The 17,647-nt window shown below is 36.5% G+C and carries 18 protein-coding genes, 2 tRNA genes, 1 rRNA gene, 1 other RNA gene and 1 other annotated feature (1 of these 23 cut by a window edge); of the genes, 14 read left to right on the top strand and 8 right to left on the bottom strand.

The genetic code is table 11. The features are described from left to right. Positions 1-6: a binding site (T-box leader), on the top strand; it begins 217 nt to the left of the window's first position. 63 nt (positions 7-69) lie between these two features. The 3 genes from serS (at position 70) to proC (ending at position 2,550) form a co-directional block, all read left to right on the top strand. Beyond that, positions 70-1,344, top strand: coding sequence for a serine--tRNA ligase (gene serS / locus D2K60_RS00105; RefSeq protein ID WP_117167974.1), 1,275 nt, complete (start codon positions 70-72; stop codon positions 1,342-1,344). Positions 1,345-1,420: 76 nt separating this feature from the next. Then, positions 1,421-1,513, top strand: a tRNA-Ser gene (locus D2K60_RS00100). A gap of 224 nt (positions 1,514-1,737) precedes the next feature. Continuing rightward, a complete protein-coding gene (proC, locus tag D2K60_RS00095) occupies positions 1,738-2,550 on the top strand; it encodes a pyrroline-5-carboxylate reductase (RefSeq protein ID WP_117167973.1) in 813 nt (270 codons plus the stop codon). 40 nt (positions 2,551-2,590) lie between these two features. On the opposite strand, the gene D2K60_RS00090 is transcribed toward proC, so the two are convergent. Both D2K60_RS00090 and D2K60_RS00085 read right to left on the bottom strand, forming a co-directional pair. After that, positions 2,591-3,271 carry a deoxynucleoside kinase gene (locus D2K60_RS00090; RefSeq protein WP_117167972.1) on the bottom strand — a complete coding sequence of 227 codons (681 nt, stop codon included), beginning with the start codon at positions 3,269-3,271 and terminating at the stop codon, positions 2,591-2,593. Continuing rightward, the gene (locus D2K60_RS00085; protein WP_117167971.1) at positions 3,268-3,909 is read right to left on the bottom strand and encodes a deoxynucleoside kinase; all 642 of its coding nucleotides are present in this window, start codon (positions 3,907-3,909) and stop codon (positions 3,268-3,270) included. The genes D2K60_RS00090 and D2K60_RS00085 overlap by 4 nt, the downstream gene beginning before the upstream one ends. 287 nt (positions 3,910-4,196) lie before the next feature. Here D2K60_RS00085 and mnmH point away from each other — a divergent pair, with 287 nt between their 5' ends. Together mnmH and D2K60_RS00075 are read left to right on the top strand one after the other, a co-directional pair. Next, the gene (gene mnmH / locus D2K60_RS00080; protein ID WP_117167970.1) at positions 4,197-5,246 is read left to right on the top strand and encodes a tRNA 2-selenouridine(34) synthase MnmH; all 1,050 of its coding nucleotides are present in this window, start codon (positions 4,197-4,199) and stop codon (positions 5,244-5,246) included. Positions 5,247-5,342: 96 nt separating this feature from the next. Then, positions 5,343-5,415, top strand: a tRNA-Arg gene (locus D2K60_RS00075). 81 nt (positions 5,416-5,496) lie between these two features. Here the strand turns inward: D2K60_RS00075 and D2K60_RS20515 are convergent. From D2K60_RS20515 to D2K60_RS00055, 5 genes are all read right to left on the bottom strand, one after another. Next, complete coding sequence (locus D2K60_RS20515; RefSeq protein WP_162880648.1) at positions 5,497-5,661, bottom strand: hypothetical protein; 165 nt, start codon at positions 5,659-5,661, stop codon at positions 5,497-5,499. 1 nt (position 5,662) lies between these two features. Continuing rightward, entirely contained in the window at positions 5,663-6,913 is a 1,251-nt protein-coding gene (locus D2K60_RS00070) for a Ger(x)C family spore germination protein (RefSeq protein ID WP_117167969.1), read from the bottom strand. Then, entirely contained in the window at positions 6,910-7,998 is a 1,089-nt protein-coding gene (locus D2K60_RS00065; RefSeq protein WP_117167968.1) for a GerAB/ArcD/ProY family transporter, read from the bottom strand. The genes D2K60_RS00070 and D2K60_RS00065 overlap by 4 nt, the downstream gene beginning before the upstream one ends. Positions 7,999-8,017: 19 nt before the next feature. Then, positions 8,018-9,511, bottom strand: coding sequence for a spore germination protein (locus D2K60_RS00060; protein ID WP_240335196.1), 1,494 nt, complete (start codon positions 9,509-9,511; stop codon positions 8,018-8,020). Between the two features lie 107 nt (positions 9,512-9,618). Next, positions 9,619-10,152: a YceI family protein gene (locus D2K60_RS00055; protein WP_117167967.1), complete on the bottom strand. Its 534-nt coding sequence runs from the start codon at positions 10,150-10,152 to the stop codon at positions 9,619-9,621. A gap of 220 nt (positions 10,153-10,372) precedes the next feature. Between D2K60_RS00055 and D2K60_RS00050 the strand changes: the two genes are divergently transcribed. Further along, positions 10,373-10,885, top strand: a complete 513-nt coding sequence (locus D2K60_RS00050; protein ID WP_117167966.1) for a type 1 glutamine amidotransferase domain-containing protein — start codon at positions 10,373-10,375, stop codon at positions 10,883-10,885. A 69-nt stretch (positions 10,886-10,954) separates the two neighbouring features. On the opposite strand, the gene D2K60_RS00045 is transcribed toward D2K60_RS00050, so the two are convergent. Continuing rightward, on the bottom strand, positions 10,955-12,244 hold the full coding sequence (locus tag D2K60_RS00045; protein ID WP_117167965.1) for a glycoside hydrolase family 18 protein: 1,290 nt from the start codon (positions 12,242-12,244) through the stop codon (positions 10,955-10,957). A 130-nt stretch (positions 12,245-12,374) separates the two neighbouring features. Here D2K60_RS00045 and tadA point away from each other — a divergent pair, with 130 nt between their 5' ends. The 8 genes from tadA to D2K60_RS00005 form a co-directional block, all read left to right on the top strand. After that, positions 12,375-12,851: a tRNA adenosine(34) deaminase TadA gene (gene tadA / locus D2K60_RS00040; protein WP_117167964.1), complete on the top strand. Its 477-nt coding sequence runs from the start codon at positions 12,375-12,377 to the stop codon at positions 12,849-12,851. Between the two features lie 99 nt (positions 12,852-12,950). Next, an RNA gene (ffs, locus tag D2K60_RS00035) (signal recognition particle sRNA large type) lies at positions 12,951-13,215 on the top strand. 135 nt (positions 13,216-13,350) lie between these two features. After that, positions 13,351-15,057, top strand: a complete 1,707-nt coding sequence (dnaX, locus tag D2K60_RS00030) for a DNA polymerase III subunit gamma/tau (protein ID WP_117167963.1) — start codon at positions 13,351-13,353, stop codon at positions 15,055-15,057. Between the two features lie 22 nt (positions 15,058-15,079). After that, positions 15,080-15,403, top strand: a complete 324-nt coding sequence (locus tag D2K60_RS00025) for a YbaB/EbfC family nucleoid-associated protein (RefSeq protein WP_117167962.1) — start codon at positions 15,080-15,082, stop codon at positions 15,401-15,403. Between the two features lie 13 nt (positions 15,404-15,416). After that, entirely contained in the window at positions 15,417-16,013 is a 597-nt protein-coding gene (gene recR, locus D2K60_RS00020; protein ID WP_117167961.1) for a recombination mediator RecR, read from the top strand. A 13-nt stretch (positions 16,014-16,026) separates the two neighbouring features. After that, positions 16,027-16,242 carry a YaaL family protein gene (locus tag D2K60_RS00015; RefSeq protein WP_117167960.1) on the top strand — a complete coding sequence of 72 codons (216 nt, stop codon included), beginning with the start codon at positions 16,027-16,029 and terminating at the stop codon, positions 16,240-16,242. A gap of 75 nt (positions 16,243-16,317) precedes the next feature. After that, positions 16,318-16,587: a pro-sigmaK processing inhibitor BofA family protein gene (locus D2K60_RS00010; protein ID WP_117167959.1), complete on the top strand. Its 270-nt coding sequence runs from the start codon at positions 16,318-16,320 to the stop codon at positions 16,585-16,587. 697 nt (positions 16,588-17,284) lie between these two features. Next, positions 17,285-17,647, top strand: a 16S ribosomal RNA gene (locus D2K60_RS00005); the annotation flags it as partial.

Genomic DNA, 17,647 nt, shown 5'->3' with positions numbered 1-17,647 from the left:
CCTAATGTTTTATTAGGGATGGGAGTCTTTTTTGTTTGAATAAAATTAATCATATTGGAGGGAAATAGTATGTTGGATTTAAAATATTTGCGTACACATTTTGATGAGGTAAAAGAGAAATTACAGCACCGTGGAGAAGATTTAGCTGAATTTGATACATTTGAAGATTTAGATAAACGAAGAAGAGAATTAATTGCTGAAACAGAAGAATTAAAAGCAAAAAGAAATGATGTTTCTAAACAAATTTCTACTTTAAAAAAAGAGAAAAAGAGCGCAGATGATATGATCGTGGAAATGCGTGAAGTTGGAGATCGCATTAAAATGATTGATACGGAACTTAAAGAAGTAGAGGAAAGATTAGAAGCACTATTGTTAGCTATACCAAATATTCCTCACGAAACAACACCTATTGGGGAAACAGAAGATGATAATGTAGAGGTTCGTACATGGGGCGAAGTAAAGAGCACTGATTTTGAACAAAGACCACATTGGGAGCTTGGGACAGAATTAGGTATGTTAGACTTTGAACGTGCTGGTAAAGTGACAGGAAGCCGATTTGTCTTTTATAAAGGGTTAGGAGCTCGTTTAGAACGTGCATTACTTAATTTCATGATGGACTTACATGCAGATGAACATGGATATGAAGAAATGTTACCTCCATACATGGTTAATCGGACAAGTATGACGGGGACTGGTCAATTGCCGAAATTTGAAGAAGATGCTTTCAAAATTCAAGATTGGGACTACTTTTTGGTTCCAACGGCTGAAGTTCCTGTAACAAACTATTACCGTGATGATATTCTAAAAGTGGATGATCTGCCACAAAAATTCGTAGCATTCAGTGCTTCTTTCCGTTCTGAAGCAGGTTCTGCGGGTAGAGATACACGTGGATTAATCCGTCAACATCAATTCAACAAAGTAGAACTGGTGCAATTTGTGAAACCAGAAGATTCTTATCAAGCGTTAGAAGATTTAACTGGACATGCGGAAAAGGTATTGCAACTATTGAAATTACCTTATCGCGTCTTGAGCATGTGTACAGCTGACTTAGGCTTCACGGCTGCGAAGAAGTACGATATCGAAGTCTGGATGCCGAGTAATGATACGTATCGTGAAATCTCTTCTTGTTCTAATTTTGAAGCATTTCAAGCGCGTCGTGCAGGTATCAGGTTCCGTCGTGAAGAAAAAGCTAAACCAGAATTTGTTCATACATTAAATGGTTCTGGTTTAGCAATTGGTAGAACTGTAGCAGCAATTATCGAGAACTACCAAAAAGCAGACGGAACAATTGAAATACCAGAAGTTTTACAAGCCTACATGGGTGGTAAGAACATCATTAAATAAAAAAAAATAAGAAAATGTATTAAATATATTGACATGTTTAAAAGAAACTGATATTATAAGTTTTGTCGTCAGTTTCGGAGGATTACCCAAGTCTGGCTGAAGGGATTGGTCTTGAAAACCAACAGGGGCTTAACGGCTCGCGGGGGTTCGAATCCCTCATCCTCCTCCATTTTTTATTTTAATACATAAGAACAAATAGCTAGCAACGCTTTAACTTAGTAATTAAGTTAAAGCGTTGTTTTTTTATAGAGGCAATTAATTATTTTTCAGGCGTGAAGTGGAATCGAGCGAAAGCTATCTCGACTTCTCGATACGCTTTCCATTCAAAAAAACAAGACAGGAAAGCGTTTTTTATTTATACTAGAGGGAAAGAGTTATCAAAGGAGGTATTGTATGTTTAATAAAATAGCGTTTATTGGTGCTGGTTCAATGGCTGAAGCACTTATTGCAGGGATTATAAAATCTAAAGTGTTAGAGTCAACACAAATTGTGGTTACAAATAGAGCGAATGAAGTACGGTTAAAAGACTTGTCGAATCTGTATAATGTTCAGACAACACATGAAATCAAGAGTGCTGTAGAAAGTGCTGATGCTATTTTTCTAGCAATGAAGCCAAAGGATGTTTCAGGAGCGTTAGCTGAAATTAAACCCTTCTTATCAGATGAGCAAGTGATTATTTCTGTTCTAGCAGGGATTCCATCGCAATTCATTACAGAAAACCTTGGATTAAATCTATCAGTAATTCGTGCGATGCCAAATACATCTGCAACAATTGGTTATAGCGCAACAGCATTGACTGGTGGTTCATTTGTTAGACAAGAGCAAATGAATCTAGTTACAGAATTATTTGAAACTGTTGGTACGGTAACGATCGTTGAAGAAGAACAGATGCATGTAGTTACTGCAATTTCTGGAAGTGGCCCAGCTTATTTTTACTATATTGTCGAGGCAATGGAAAAAGCAGCACAAGATGGAGGATTGGATCAACAGCATGCAAAAGAATTGATCAATCAAACCATTTTAGGAGCTGCCCAAATGTTGCAACAGGCAGAAGAAGACCCTGTTACCTTACGTAAACGAATCACTAGTCCTGGTGGTACAACAGAAAGCGGAATAAAAGCATTGGATAAGCATGAGGTAAATAAAGCCTTTGAAGCGGCAGTTAAACAAGCGGCACAACGATCAGAAGAATTAGGTAAATTTTAAATAAAAAGGGGCTATCTAAACTTAGATAGCCCCTTTTTATTTATTTAGTTGTTCGTGTTTCCCATTTTCGTGATTGTTGAATAAAATGTCCAACCTTTTCCAATACTGATTCAACAGCACTTTGGTCATTTACCAAATCATAGTCTGCAATGTTAATCCTAAGAATTGGGCAAGAATTAAAGCTATTAATCCATTTTTCGTAACGTTCATGCATTTCCTTCCAATAACTAATAGGAGTTTGTTGTTCCATTGGTCGGCCGCGTTTCTGAATACGACCAACGACGTCATCAAATGAACCTTCTAGATAAATTAATAAATCCGGATGCGGAAAATATGGTGTCATTACCATTGCTTCAAATAAACTACTATAAGTTTCATAATCTACGGGTGTCATTGTTCCTTTATCATAATGCATTTTAGCAAAAATACCTGTATCTTCATAGATAGAGCGGTCCTGAATAAACCCACCACCATATTCAAAAATACGCTTTTGTTCTTTAAATCGTTCTGCTAAGAAATAGATTTGCAGATGGAAACTCCAACGTTCAAAGTCAGCATAGAACTTGTCTAGGTAAGGATTTGTATCTACTTTCTCTAAAGAAGTACGAAAGTCAAGTGAATCGGCTAGTGCATTGGTCATTGTTGATTTACCAACACCTACTGTTCCGGCAATCGTGATAACACTATCATGTGGAATTTGATATTTTTCTCGTAAATTCATCGAATAATTTCTCCTTTTTGTAATTGCTGGTTAATCTGGTCAAGAATAAAATTCAAATCATCTTGTTGTTTAATAAAGTCAAGCTTGTCACCATTAATACGAATGACAGGAATATCAGGATGTTGTTTTTCGAAATCATCCATGAATGTTTGATAGTCTTGTTTCAATTGTTGCAAATAAGAAGCTTGAATATTCATTTCAACTTCGCGTCCACGCATGGAAATCCGAGATAAGAGTGTATCAAGACTTGCATCTAGATAAATCATCATGTTAGGCTTTGGCATGTCAGCAGTTAAAATATGATAGATTTGTTGATACTTTTCGAACTGTCTATGTTTTAAGGTGCGCTTGGCGAAAATCATGTTTTTAGAGATATGATAATCGGCAATCACGGCCTTTTTTAATCCAAGATAATGGCTATCGATGTCTTCTAATTGTTTATATCGGTTACATAGAAAAAACATTTCTGTTTGGAAACTCCACTCATCTATATCATCATAGAATTTACCTAAGAACGGATTTTCTTCGACTATTTCCTTTAATAAGTGTAGTTGAAAATGGTTTGCTACTTTTTTTGATAAAGAAGTCTTACCAACGCCAATTGGCCCTTCAACTGCTATAAATGGTACTTCATGCATCCTAGTTCCTCCTAAACAATAACTTGTTCGCTTCTTGAGCGTAACAAAATTGACAATGATTATTCTATCACATTTATTAGCGAAGTGGACATTATAAATGTGATAGATAAAAGGATTATGTTCGTAAAGAGATACCTAATAAGCATGAAACCTTGTTTTGTTAAAAATAGTAATGTTCTACATGCAATAAAGCAGGGAGTGTTCTATACTATGTAAGAGACATATAAAGAAAAGGTTACTTTAATAATGATATTTTCACTTCTCCGATTCAGAAAGGTGGTAGCAAAATGTTTAAAGATATTTCAATAGATGAATTACTTCCGTTAAAAAAAATAGGGAAAATCACAGTAATAGATGTACGTTCTCCTTCCGAATTTAAGGATGCTACTATTCCTGGTAGTATAAATATACCTTTATTTGATGATAAAGAAAGAGCAGAAGTTGGAACACTTTATAAACAAATAAGTAAAGAAGCAGCACAAGAGAGAGGGCTTGAAATTGCTTCAGCTAAATTACCGAGCTTTGTAAAAGAGTTTAATAAGTTAAAAGGTGATAAAGCTGTTTTTTGTTGGCGTGGTGGAATGCGTAGTAAAACGACAGCAACTGTTCTTGACCTAATGGGGATTAATGTTCTGCGCTTGGATGGAGGCTACCGTAACTACCGTAATTTAGTAGTAGATACATTAGGTGCATTAGAAGTTAACCCAGATACAATTGTTTTAAATGGCTATACTGGTTCAGGCAAAACAACGATACTACATCGTTTAGAAGAATCCGATTATCCCGTTATTGATTTAGAAGGATTAGCAAATCATCGCGGATCTATTTTTGGTCAAATTGGGTTGGAGCCTCATAATCAAAAAAAGTTTGATGCATTGTTTATCGAGAGTATCGAACGCCTGCAACATGCACCATATATTCTGATTGAGGGAGAAAGTAAACGGATTGGAAAAATAATGCTACCTGATTTTATGATGGAGAAAAAAAATCAAGGAACGCAATTGTTTATCGAGATACCAATTGAGGAAAGGGTTAATAACATTCTTGAAGATTACCAACCATGGGATCATGAGCAGGAGTGTATAGATTCCTTCGCTAGAATAAAAAAACGAATTCATACCCCGATTGCTAATGAAATTGAATCTGATTTAGATACTGGAAAGTACTTTCATGCAGTACGGTTGCTACTCGAGTATTATTATGATCCGTTATATGATCACTCTGCAGATCAATTCGACGTAGATGATAAAATTATAATTAAAGCTGAGACTGTAAATGAGGCAGTCGTGTTGCTAAAAGATTATTTAGCTAAAAGGTATAATGAAAAAGTGATATAAGGCTTAAGTCATATTTATATTGTCCGCTTCTTTGCAATTTCTGAATGATTCTGTATAATGAAAAAAGCGTCATGTTTTACTAGGAACATGACTAACGGCTCCATAGCTCAGGGGATAGAGCATTGGTTTCCTAAACCATGTGTCGTAGGTTCGAATCCTACTGGGGCCATATGTTAAAAGTTATATGTAGCAAGGGATATAAACCTATATCCCTTGCTATTTTTTGTTGAAAATTCATTTTGCAAAACTTTTACCCCATTATATAATGTAATATTGGGCCGGCTATAATAAAGGGAATGAGACAGATAATAGCAAATCCACCTAATTTATTTCCATCTTTTATAACGATACGACTGTAGTTGATACAATATAGAACAATATATATTGCTACGATTGTTAGGACAGTCATAATCATGTTAATCCCTCACTTCATTTAATTTCGAGTCTTTTAACATCTTTCCAAACTCAAGACGTTTTAGGTCATAATTAATTGTAATGTCTGCATTAGGATAAATTTCTTTGTTCCAATCCGCTTTCTCATATGCTGGGATATCTTTGAAAAATTTTCGGATATAAATGGACCAATAAAAAGGATCTGATCCATACTCTTCTTGACTTTTTTTAACGAGTTGAGTTGTTTCATCTTCAAGACTTTGTTGAATGGATTCACGTAAATTTTTTTGGTTTTTTTGATTTTGTGCATAATCTACTAGGCTTGGAATAGCAATAATTTCAATTTCAAACGGAATAGTAACAGCTATTTTTGCATGGTTATTCTTTTTATCATAGGTAATGTCGATTTGTGGTGCTGACTTTTGGGCGTAATTCGCTGAAACTTGATAGTCTGGTTTAACTGGATCTGGGTAAGTTGCTAATAATTCCTCCATTTCCATTGTTTTATCCAAAATATTACATATGCGTGTATCTTGACCATCTAACACATCAATCATTTGCCCTTCTTTAAAAACGGCAGACCCCATAAATTGCGTTTGATTTCCTCCTTGTTGTGGCACTTGACCTGCAATATACTCATCTTCACTCGCTGATTCTTTCGGTTCAGATTTTTCTGTGGTTGCGTAAATAGCCAAAAATAAATCTGCATCTCCTTCTGTTATTTGAAAAAAGCGATGGATATTTGCGTCAGGTATAATCCCAGTTTGTGATGCCCGATTAATCATATATTGATAATACTTATGTGGTCTTGTTTCTGTTTTTGGTTCGTTATTATTTAAAAAGTCACTAGCATCTTCTTTTGAAACAATTAATTGGACACTTCTTCTTATTTGTGGCGTTCGTGCCGCAGTTTGGATCACACGGATAAAATCCTTAGAACGGGCTAATTCTTCTGAAATAATAATTACCTTTGTTTGATTTAATGTAATCTTCTTGGTGATAAAGGAGTTAGCAGTATTTGTTGCGGTAACAATATCACTTCCAGTAATGGTAACTGTTTCTTTAGGATCTTCCTCTGAACCTGCTGATAAGGTTGCACCAACTTCAGGATTAGCCAATTGAAAGGTAAAAGAAAATTCTCCTTTCTCCTCTCCTTTGTCAATACCAATAGCAATAACATATGATTGCTGTTCGAGCTCAATCCTGTCGTAACAACCTGTTAACGTAAGTAACAATACAAAAGTAACAAGTATATAATAGTAATGTTTTATCATCTTTTTAACGCTCCTCTCGATAATGCTACAACCCATAAAATGACAGGAAATACGACAAAAAGAGGAGTTACATAATTTAACAGTGTGTCACGATATAATAATTCATTTATAACAGAATTATCAGGTATCATGCCAACGATAAGTGCTAGGAAACTTATTGGTAGTAAGAGAGGTTCAAATTCAGAAATATTAAATACTGCTCCAAAAATCCATGTGATTAAATAGAGGTAGATAATAAATCGAACAAAACCTGCTAATAACCAAAACACCATAAAGAATGTTTCAATATTTGCAAAATACTCTCCTAATTGCACATATTGTGTAATATCATGAAAAGGAAAAGAGGCCTTCTCAATTGAGTTATAATCAAATACCGTTGCATAAACATAGAAAAAGAATGTGATTTCAATCATTACAACTAAAACACCGAAAAAGGTTCCAGTTCTAAAGTGTTTTGTATCTTTAAAGGAGGTGTAGGCGATCGTTAATAAAAAAAACTCAGAAAAGATTGATCCTTTTAGTGCGCCCTCTTTTAGTATTGTTGACAGGCCGGAGCCAAATATAGGAAAAATACGTTGCCAAACAATTTCCACTGAAATTAATAAAGCTAGAATAAGAGCCGAGATTTTAATGAAAGGGAAGCTTATCTTTGCTGTGAATCCAATTACTTCTAATCCTTTTTTTGCTCCAAAAAAGGCAATACACAAAAACAAGAAAAAAAGAACAGTTGTCGGAGACTCGGGAAAATATAATAGCTTTATTTGTTCAACATAACTACGACTGTCTAATCCCATTAATAAGAAAGAGCTTAAAAATATCAAAAAACCAAGCGATTTACCTAGCTTTGTACCAATAAGACTTTCCATTAACTCGATTAAATTTTTATTCTGTGCTTTTTTTAATAGATAAAGCAGTATAAGGAAAGAAGGCAAAATTACAAGAAATGAAACAAGAGGGGTCAGCCAAAGAGCATTTTGTGATTTTTGAGCAAAAAGTGTTGGTGTTGTATCGGTTACTTTCATACCAATAAACAATCCAATGATGGTAAACATCTCACCTGCTTTTAATGTCTTTTGATCATGCATTTTCTTTCTGCCTCCCACCTTATTTCCTTTGCTTCTTGTGTAAATCTTTTGGTTTTATATGAGCTGGTCGCCATATCTCTGCCCGCAGTACTTTACGAAATAACGTGTCACCTGGTGATTTATTATAGGGAGCTAATGGTGCGAAGAATGGAACACCAAAGGACTTAAGTGATGCTGCATACATAAACCATAGTAGAAAAGCACCTACTAGACTAAACATACCTAAAAAAGCAGCAGATAAGATAAATATGAATCGAGAAATACGAATTGTGTAGTTTAAACTAGTATCCGCTATTGCAAACGATGTTAGCCCTGATAACGCTGCAACAATGACAATAATAGGACTAATAATGTTTGCTTCTACAGCAGCTTGTCCTAAGATTAAGGCACCGACAATACCGATTGTTGGACCTAAAGGGTTTGGTATTCGAATCCCAGCTTCTCGAATCAATTCGAAAGCTAATTCCATTAGTAAGACCTCAACAATCAATGGAAAAGGTACATATTCTCTAGCAGCGGTAATGGCAAAAAGTAAATCGGGTGGTATCATCTCGCTATGGAAGTTGGCTAGGGATACATAAGCGGCGGATATCATCGTAGTTATATAGAAACTTATAAAGCGTATTGCTCGAGTGAAGTTACCGAACATAAACCGTGAGTAATGATCTTCTGGACTGTGAAACAAGTCCCAAAAGGTGACGGGCAAAATTAAACAAGCTGCTGAATTATCCATTAGTAAAACGATATGTCCATCTTCTAAGTAACCACCTGCGTTATCTGGTCGTTCGGTATATAAGATACTTGGGAAAATAGAATAAGGTCTTTCTTCAATGTATTGTTCTAACAATTCGACATTCCGAACCGCATCAACCTCAATACTTTCTATTCTTTCTTTTACGTTCTTTAAAATTTCATCATTCACAATATCGGAAATATAAACTAAGATAACACTTTGTTTGGAACGTGAGCCAACAATTGATTGTTCCGTAATCAATTGTTTATCACGAATTTGTTTCCGTACAAGAGAGATATTAACGATGAGAGATTCAGTAAAAGCCTCTTTTGGCCCTCTAATAACAGTTTCATTCACTGGTTGACTTATTGCACGGTGTTTAAAATCAGAGACCTCCATGGAGTAACCGATAGGGTCATCTTCCATAAAGAGAACAATTTTTCCGTTATTTATGTCATCTGATGCTTGTTCGAAATCAGTGATTTCAATTAAATCTCGCGTATTAATAATTTTTGAAAGCCGATCGCCTTCTGCCTCGTGTATCGGTTTAATAATGAATTCTTCTATTTTGTCGCTATTTACAATTGAGGCATAAAAGAATAAGTAAATCTTTTTTTTATTATATTTAGCCTCTAATTGTTTATAAGAGAAATCTTGATTAATACCATATGAAAATAGTTTTTTTAGTCTTTCGGCATTACTTGCAGCATCATTTTGTAGTTTTTCATTCTTCTTGGAAATTCGGTTGTTCGCTATTTTGCTTTTTTGTTTATGTGGCAAATAGTCACCTCCCCAATATTTCTTGGCTTAGTGTTTGTGATATTGCCTATTTTATGCAAATAAAAAAAGCATGGAGAATGTTCTCCATGCTTTGGTGAAAACTATATTTATGCTTCCTTCATTGCTTCTAAGTCAATTGAGAATTTAATGTCTTTCCCAATAAGAACGCCACCAGTTTCTAGTGCAGCATTATAAGTTAAACCATATGCTTCGCGGTTAAGTGTTCCTTCAGCGTTAAAACCAAAGACTTGATTACCCCATGGATCTTGACCTTGACCTTCAAAGACAACTTTAAATGTTTCTTGTTTGGTTACATCCTTAATGGTTACATCACCAGTAACTGCATATTCATCATCTGATTTTTTTACAATATTAGTTGACTTAAAAAGGATAGATGGATACTTTTCAATTTCAAAGAAATCACCAGTCTTCAGGTGACCGTCACGATCTTTATTACGTGTATCAATGCTATTTGCATCAATATCAAAGACAATTTCAGCCGTTGTTAAATCTTCTGGGTCAGCCACGAATTGTACTTGGAAATCGTGAAATGTACCTTTTACTTTTGAAACCATCATGTGTTTTACTGAAAAATCAACACTTGTGTGTGTTGGATCTACTTTAAAAGTTGTTTTTGTCATAATATATTCCTCCATTGTTTTGTTATTAATAATTATTAACTTACTTTATGTAACTAAGTATATTATAGTAATTACTGTAGGTCAAGTGTTAATTGTTAAAAGATTTATATATTTCTATTTCCTTTAAAGCAGTAGATTAAACTAATGAATTATAAGTTTAGTGAATATAAACCCGGGTAAATTAGATATATATCATAAAATTATAGGAGATGATTATGCGATGAGTAAGATAGCGTGTGTAATAACGGATTATTTTGAAGACGTGGAGTATACAGAACCCGCTAAAGCATTTAAAGATGCGAGCCATCAAGTTGTTACAATTGAAAAGGAAAAAGGGAAGCAAATAACAGGTAAACAAGGAGACGCCACAATAATAATTGATCAAAGTATTGATGATGTTAAACCAAGCGATTTTGATGCTTTATTTATTCCAGGAGGATTTTCACCAGATTCCTTACGTGGCGATGATCGCTTTGTGGATTTTGTGAAATCTTTTATGGATGATAAGAAACCAGTCTTAGCAATTTGTCATGGACCGCAATTACTTCTTACAGCAAAAAAATTAGAAGGTCGAATAGCAACAGGCTTTAAATCAATTATGGTAGATATGGCATACGCAGGTGCTACAGTGAAAGATCAGGAAGTTGTTGTATCAGAAAACCAACTAGTTACAAGTCGCATGCCAGATGATATTCCAGCATTTAATAAAGAAGCGTTGAAACTTTTAGCCTAAGTTAAAAAGAGGACCTGACTTAGTGTGATTCACACACAAGATCGGGTCCTTTTCCTTTCTTAAAGAAATTTATACACGTTTTCTAATGGTGAAATTATCTTCCAATAAAAGCCAGTTCTGAGGAAACGCTAAACCTAGTTTCCAATAACTGATTCCTCTTAAATTCAATTCCTTGATTAAATCAAATTTTGCTTGAATTGACCGTGCATCTTCAAACCATACTTCATGTCGATTACCTTCCTTATCCGTGTAGAAAAAGAATGGTGCTTGTGATTGTTGGTCAAATTCAATTGCGACATTATTATCACGAGCAAGTATAATTGCTTGTTGTGGACTTAGTGCTTTAGCATATTCACCGCCAGGTTCAAATGGAAGTGTCCAGTCATAGCCATATAAATTTTGACCAAGCATAATTTTGTTAGCAGGCATTTCAGTTAGCGCGTATTCCACTACGTCACGTACGCTGTCTAAAGGAGAAACGGCTAAGGGTGGCCCGCCACTATATCCCCACTCATATGTCATGAGTACAACGAAATCTGCAATTTCTCCATGAGCTGCATAGTCATGTGCTTCATACCATTCCCCTTCTTGTTCAGCACTTGTTTTAGGGGCAAGAGCAGTTGACATTAATAGTCCGGCATCAGATAGGCGACTCTTAGCCTTACGTAAGAAGCTGTTATAGGCATTTTTATCTGCTGGAGGTAAAAACTCTAAATCAAAATGAACATCTCCAAAACCAACTGATTGTGCGGTTTGAATGATTTCATCTAACAACGTATTTTGCACACTTTCATCGGTTACAATTAATGAACCAAGTTCAGCACTGAATTCACCCTCTTCTAGGTTGGTAACGACGAGCATCAAGGCCGTATTATTTTCAGCAGCAATCGTAGCAAAGTTATCTAAAGGTGGTGCAATTAGACTGCCATCCCTATTTACGCGATAATTAAAAGGCGCTAGATAAGTTAAAAACGGTGCATTTTTTTCGGCGGCGTTAATCAATGTCTCGGATACAGTTTCACCAATTGGTTCAATATAAGCGTTGGACTCAATGGTTGGACCTGCTTGTTCAGGTATATATAACCGGGTACCAATGTATAAAGGTGCGTTTGGATCAATATTGTTCACTTCAGCTAAACGTTGATAGCCAATGCCAAAGCGTTGTGCAATTTCATATAAACTATCTCCTGTTTGGACAAAATAAAATTCGCCGACGATTGGGATGACGACTGATTGCCCTACGACAAGCTGATTCGGATTGTCTAGTTCATTTGCTTCGTTTATAGCTTGATACGTAGATCCATACGTATTGGCTATTGAATAGAGAGAGTCACCTTGTTCAACAACATGAATTTGCAAATTACTTTCCTCCCTTTAAATGTGCTGTTATCTATTAGCCTATGACCTACCTAAGTGAAATGTGCACTTCTTTTTTAGAAAGTATTTTGATATAATACATTTGAAGTGAATTAGCTAGGAGACTCGTACTATGAATGATCAGGATTATATGGAATTGGCTGTTGCACAAGCGATAAAAGCACGTGAGGTAGGAGAGGTTCCTATTGGGGCAGTACTTGTTTATGAGAATGAAGTAATTGCTAAGGCATTTAATTTACGTGAAGCATTACAAACGACAGCGTCACACGCTGAAATGCTTGTTATTGACAAAGCAAATCAGAAAAGATCGAGTTGGCGTTTAGAAAATTGTACGTTATATGTAACATTAGAACCTTGTCCGATGTGCGCAGGTGCAATTTTACAGTCGCGAATTTCACGGGTTGTCTTCGGTGCCTATGATCCCAAAGCAGGTAGTGCAGGTTCGTTGGTTAATTTATTAGAAGATAGTCGTTTTAACCATCAAGCCAATGTAGAGGGTGGCGTATTAGAAGAAGTTTGTGGTACATTGTTAACAAGCTTTTTTAAACAATTGAGAGATAAGAAAAAGAAGACTACTTGTGACGAATAGGGAAATTTTACTATACATTTTCACTTGCGTTTTTATCAAAAACTCGCTATACTTGTAAATGCGCTTTACTTGCGCAACTTAAAATTGTTAGTAAATTTGCCGTGCTAGGTGGGGAGGTAGCGGTGCCCTATACTCGCAATCCGCTGTAGCGAGACGGAACTCCCATCCGAGGTGCATGACTTTAAGGTCTGCCTTAAGGAATTGGTGTTGACGTTTGGGTCCTGCGCAACGGGAACCCGTAAATCCTGTCAGATCCGGAAGGAAGCAGCAGTAAGCGGTATTTCTCGTGTGCCGCAGGGAAGCCTGAACTGAGCCATGAACTTAAGTAACGCTTAGGGTTATGTCATCGACGATGGGTGCACGGCGTTAAATATATGATATATAAACCTCTTGCCATGTCGGTAAGAGGTTTTTGCTTGGATTTTTTTAAACGAATTGTTCACATTCAGTGGTTAATTCAGTTATAATAGAAATGAATTCCGAAGAGAGGATCATGAAAATGAGCTATCAAGCATTGTATCGTGTATGGCGTCCTTTGAGCTTCACGGACGTAGTAGGACAACCGCATATTACACGAACACTCCAAAATGCGATCGTGCAGGAGAAGTTTTCGCATGCTTATTTATTCTCTGGACCAAGAGGTACGGGAAAAACAAGTGCTGCGAAGATCTTCGCGAAAACAATTAATTGTAGACAAGCACCGGTTGCAGAACCGTGTAACGAATGTGATGCCTGTAAGGGAATTCAAGATGGTTCAATTTCAGATGTGATGGAGATTGATGCTGCTTCAAATAATGGAGTGGAACAAATTCGTGATATCCGAGATAAAGTAAAATATGCACCAAGCGCTGTAGCATATAAAGTATATATAATTGATGAGGTACATATGCTGTCAATTGGTGCGTTTAACGCATTGTTAAAGACGCTAGAAGAACCGCCAAAGCACGTCATTTTTATTTTAGCAACAACCGAACCACATAAGATACCTTTGACGATTATTTCAAGGTGTCAACGCTTTGATTTTAAGCGGATTACACAACAAGTGATTGTAGAAAGAATGCAAACAATTATCAATCATGAGAATGTTGCGGTAACCAAAGAAGCACTTGATGCTGTAGCTTTAGCGGCAGAAGGTGGTATGCGTGATGCGTTAAGTTTATTGGATCAGGCCATTTCATATAGTGATGAACAAGTTGTCTTAGACGATGTCTTAGCAGTGACGGGCGCTGTTTCTCAAGAGAAGTTAACGGAGATGGTCCATGCATTATATGATAGGGATGTGCAACAAGCCTTGCGGTTAGTTGATGGGTTTATCCAAGAAGGTAAGGATCCAGGTCGTTTTGTTTTTGACAGCATCTATTTCTTGCGTGATATTTTATTATATCAAAGTGCACCAGGACTCGAACAAGTGTTAGAACGCGCAGTAGTGAATGAATCATTTGAGCAGTTAATTAAAAAAATAGATGCGATCTGGATTCAACGATCTATTTCTGAGTTTAACCATTGTCAGCAAGAAATGCGTTGGACCACAAGTCCGAAAGTATTTATTGAAATCACCATGCTGAAGATAACCGAAAAAGAGTCAATTGTAGGTTCATCTAATAGTGATGTAGAATCAATTAAGGTACTTACTCAAAAAATGGATCGGCTAGAAAAAGAACTAGCTGAACTAAAGCGAAATCCACCAATAAGTGAATCAGAAGGACAACGATCTAGTGCAACACCAAAGCGAAAACCTTCTCCATCAAAAAATCGCTTCAAAGTACCATATGAGAGAATTCGTCAAGTCCTTGATGATGCATCTAAGTCGAATTTAAAAGAGATACAATCGCAATGGGCAAACTTTATGAAAAGTCTAAAGCAACAAAATGCACCGGCCCATGCTACTGTTCTTGATAGTAAGCCTAGCGCAGCATCTGATCAGGCGTTAATTCTAGCTTTTAAATACGAAATTCACTGTTCACTTGCTTTAGACCATCAAGAAACGATAGAATCATTAATAGCAGAGATTATCGGAAAGAATATAAAGATAATTCCTGTACCAGATAGTAATTGGCAAGAGATTCGCGAAGAATACGTGCAAAAACAACGACAACAAGCTATTATGGATCCAGATGGAGAACAAGAAGAAACACAAGAAGATCCTTTAATAGAAGAAGCACGTAAACTTGTTGGTGATGACTTGCTAGAAGTACATGATAATTAGATAATCTAAGGAGGTTTTTTCCATGCGTGGTGGAGCAAATATGAATAAAATGATGAAACAAATGCAAAAAATGCAAAAGGATATGGCAAAAGCACAAGAGGAACTTCAAGACATGAGCTTTGAAGCAACTGCCGGTGGCGGAATGGTTAAAGTAACTGCTAATGGTAATAAAGTGATTACAGATGTTGAAATTAAGGAAGAAGTAGTAGACCCTGAAGATATAGAAATGCTTCAAGACCTAGTTTTAGCTGCAACAAACGACGTGCTAAAACAAGTAGAAGATAAGTCGAATGACACGATGGGACAGTTCACGAAAGGTATGAATTTACCTGGCGGGATGTTCTAGGAGGGTATAATCTGTGTATTATCCAGAACCGATTTCAAAGCTGATTGACAGCTTTACAAAATTGCCGGGGATCGGACCGAAAACAGCGGTTCGTCTGGCTTTTTTTGTATTAAATATGAAAGAAGATGATGTGTTAGATTTTGCGAAATCGTTAGTGAGTGCAAAACGCGAACTAACGCACTGTACAGTATGTGGACATATTACGGATATGGATCCGTGTCAGATATGTCAAGATGAAACGCGTGACAGTACATTGATCTGTGTAGTCCAAGATCCAAAAGACGTCATTGCTATGGAAAAAATGAAAGATTTTAGTGGACGCTATCATGTACTACATGGGGCAATTTCACCAATGGATGGAATAGGACCAGAAGACATTAATGTGCCAAGTCTATTAAATCGCCTAAAGGATGAAGAAGTGGAAGAATTGATTCTTGCAACTAATCCTAATATTGAAGGGGAAGCAACTGCGATGTATATTTCGCGATTAGTTAAACCTGCTGGAATTAAGATTACTCGAATCGCTCATGGATTACCAATGGGTGGAGATTTAGAGTATGCTGATGAAGTTACGCTTTCTAAAGCACTAGAAGGAAGACGCGAAATATAAGGTGGTGGGTCAGATGGCTTTTGGTTATAAAATAAAAAAACAAGATGTTGAAAATCGATTATTAGAAGAGATTTTTCGTTTAAAAGATAATTGGATGCAAATAAAAATGATTATTGAAAAAAGTGTAGAGCCTAGTGAAATTGCCTTATATGATTTAAAGGTTGCGGAAACAAAATACTTTTATTTACTAAGAGAAGCAAGGCATCGTAAGATAAGTGCCCGCCACTAATTAAGATACGTTTAGTTCTATTTCCTTTGTTTTTCTCATATTTTTGTAGAAAGGACAAGGGAAGGAGGAAACGAGGTGGGCTCTTCTGTTGTAATTATAAGTAGTATCGTTGTGTTAATTGTTGTCTTACTATTTGTAGGTGCGCCTTTAAAACCAATGCGCTGGTTGATGCAAGGTAGCGTTAAGTTAGTTATAGGTGTCTTGTTCCTATTCTTCTTTAATGTATTTGGTGCATCATTGGGATTACATTTGCCGATAAATGGCTATACAGCTGTAATTACTGGATTTCTAGGTATTCCTGGTCTAGTTTCACTAGCTGCATTACATCTATTTGTATTTGTTTGAAAACTATATTTAAAAACTCGTCGTGTGGTTGTAACGCACAGACGAGTTTTTTATTGGGCTTTTTTCGCAAACATTTTTGCTTTCAATATACGGACTTCGGACTTGAGATAAACGCTGTTGTAAGTTTATCCTGCTATAGACATGCTACGGTAGCAAATGGTCTCCCTTTCCGTGGTACAATCTAAAGCTTATATAGAAGATCTTCGGTTTGTGCTGCAGGAAGAGCACGGGCTTCCGAGTTAGCTGAAGACTTGCCTGCGGAAAGTGACTGACTGAAGCGGAAATCAACATGGGATTACGACGGAGTCTATGGAAAGTTAGTCATAAACATCTTTTTTATTTTTAATGTTTACAAATAGAAGGAAGCCGTGTTATATTGAATACCGTTGCTTTTTTGAGAGGCAATGATCAATATACATTTTAAAAAACATTTAAAAAATTTCTTGCATTTTTTTTGAATATATATTATAATTTTTAAGTTGTCGAAATAAGTTGTTCTTAAATTTTTCGGTTCGTAAGTATTGAAACGAAAAGTAAAAAAAGAATTGACATTAAGCGCTAACAAGTGTTATGATATAGAGGTTGTCGAGTTAATAGACAACATTAATTGATCTTTGAAAACTGAACGAAACACACAGTATGTTAAGTAAGTAAAGCAACAACAAGCTAGTTAAGTATTTGAGCAGCAAGCTCGCATTTTATGGAGAGTTTGATCTTGGCTCAGGACGAACGCTGGCGGCGTGCCTAATACATGCAAGTCGAGCGCGTGAAGCAAGTGAATCCCTTCGGGGTGAAACTTGTGGACCGAGCGGCGGACGGGTGAGTAACACGTGGGCAACCTGCCTGTAAGACTGGGATAACTCCGGGAAACCGGGGCTAATACCGGATAACACTTTTCTTCACCTGAAGGAAAGTTGAAAGGCGGCTCTTTGAGCTGTCACTTGCAGATGGGCCCGCGGCGCATTAGCTAGTTGGTAGGGTAATGGCCTACCAAGGCAACGATGCGTAGCCGACCTGAGAGGGTGATCGGCCACACTGGGACTGAGACACGGCCCAGACT

The sequence above is a fragment of the Paraliobacillus sediminis genome (assembly GCF_003426055.1).
This window is presented reverse-complemented; position numbering and strand designations above follow the sequence as displayed.

Bases quoted from the DNA above. Each gene is read 5' to 3' on its own strand.
- D2K60_RS00025 (WP_117167962.1), top strand. From the start codon at position 15,080: ATGCGTGGTGGAGCAAATATGAATAAAATGATGAAACAAATGCAAAAA.
- D2K60_RS00090 (WP_117167972.1), bottom strand. From the start codon at position 3,271: ATGAATTTACGAGAAAAATATCAAATTCCACATGATAGTGTTATCACG.
- D2K60_RS00050 (WP_117167966.1), top strand. From the start codon at position 10,373: ATGAGTAAGATAGCGTGTGTAATAACGGATTATTTTGAAGACGTGGAG.
- D2K60_RS00070 (WP_117167969.1), bottom strand. From the start codon at position 6,913: ATGATAAAACATTACTATTATATACTTGTTACTTTTGTATTGTTACTT.
- proC (WP_117167973.1), top strand. From the start codon at position 1,738: ATGTTTAATAAAATAGCGTTTATTGGTGCTGGTTCAATGGCTGAAGCA.
- serS (WP_117167974.1), top strand. From the start codon at position 70: ATGTTGGATTTAAAATATTTGCGTACACATTTTGATGAGGTAAAAGAG.
- dnaX (WP_117167963.1), top strand. From the start codon at position 13,351: ATGAGCTATCAAGCATTGTATCGTGTATGGCGTCCTTTGAGCTTCACG.
- D2K60_RS00015 (WP_117167960.1), top strand. From the start codon at position 16,027: ATGGCTTTTGGTTATAAAATAAAAAAACAAGATGTTGAAAATCGATTA.
- tadA (WP_117167964.1), top strand. From the start codon at position 12,375: ATGAATGATCAGGATTATATGGAATTGGCTGTTGCACAAGCGATAAAA.
- D2K60_RS00085 (WP_117167971.1), bottom strand. From the start codon at position 3,909: ATGCATGAAGTACCATTTATAGCAGTTGAAGGGCCAATTGGCGTTGGT.
- D2K60_RS00065 (WP_117167968.1), bottom strand. From the start codon at position 7,998: ATGCATGATCAAAAGACATTAAAAGCAGGTGAGATGTTTACCATCATT.
- D2K60_RS20515 (WP_162880648.1), bottom strand. From the start codon at position 5,661: ATGATTATGACTGTCCTAACAATCGTAGCAATATATATTGTTCTATAT.
- mnmH (WP_117167970.1), top strand. From the start codon at position 4,197: ATGTTTAAAGATATTTCAATAGATGAATTACTTCCGTTAAAAAAAATA.
- D2K60_RS00055 (WP_117167967.1), bottom strand. From the start codon at position 10,152: ATGACAAAAACAACTTTTAAAGTAGATCCAACACACACAAGTGTTGAT.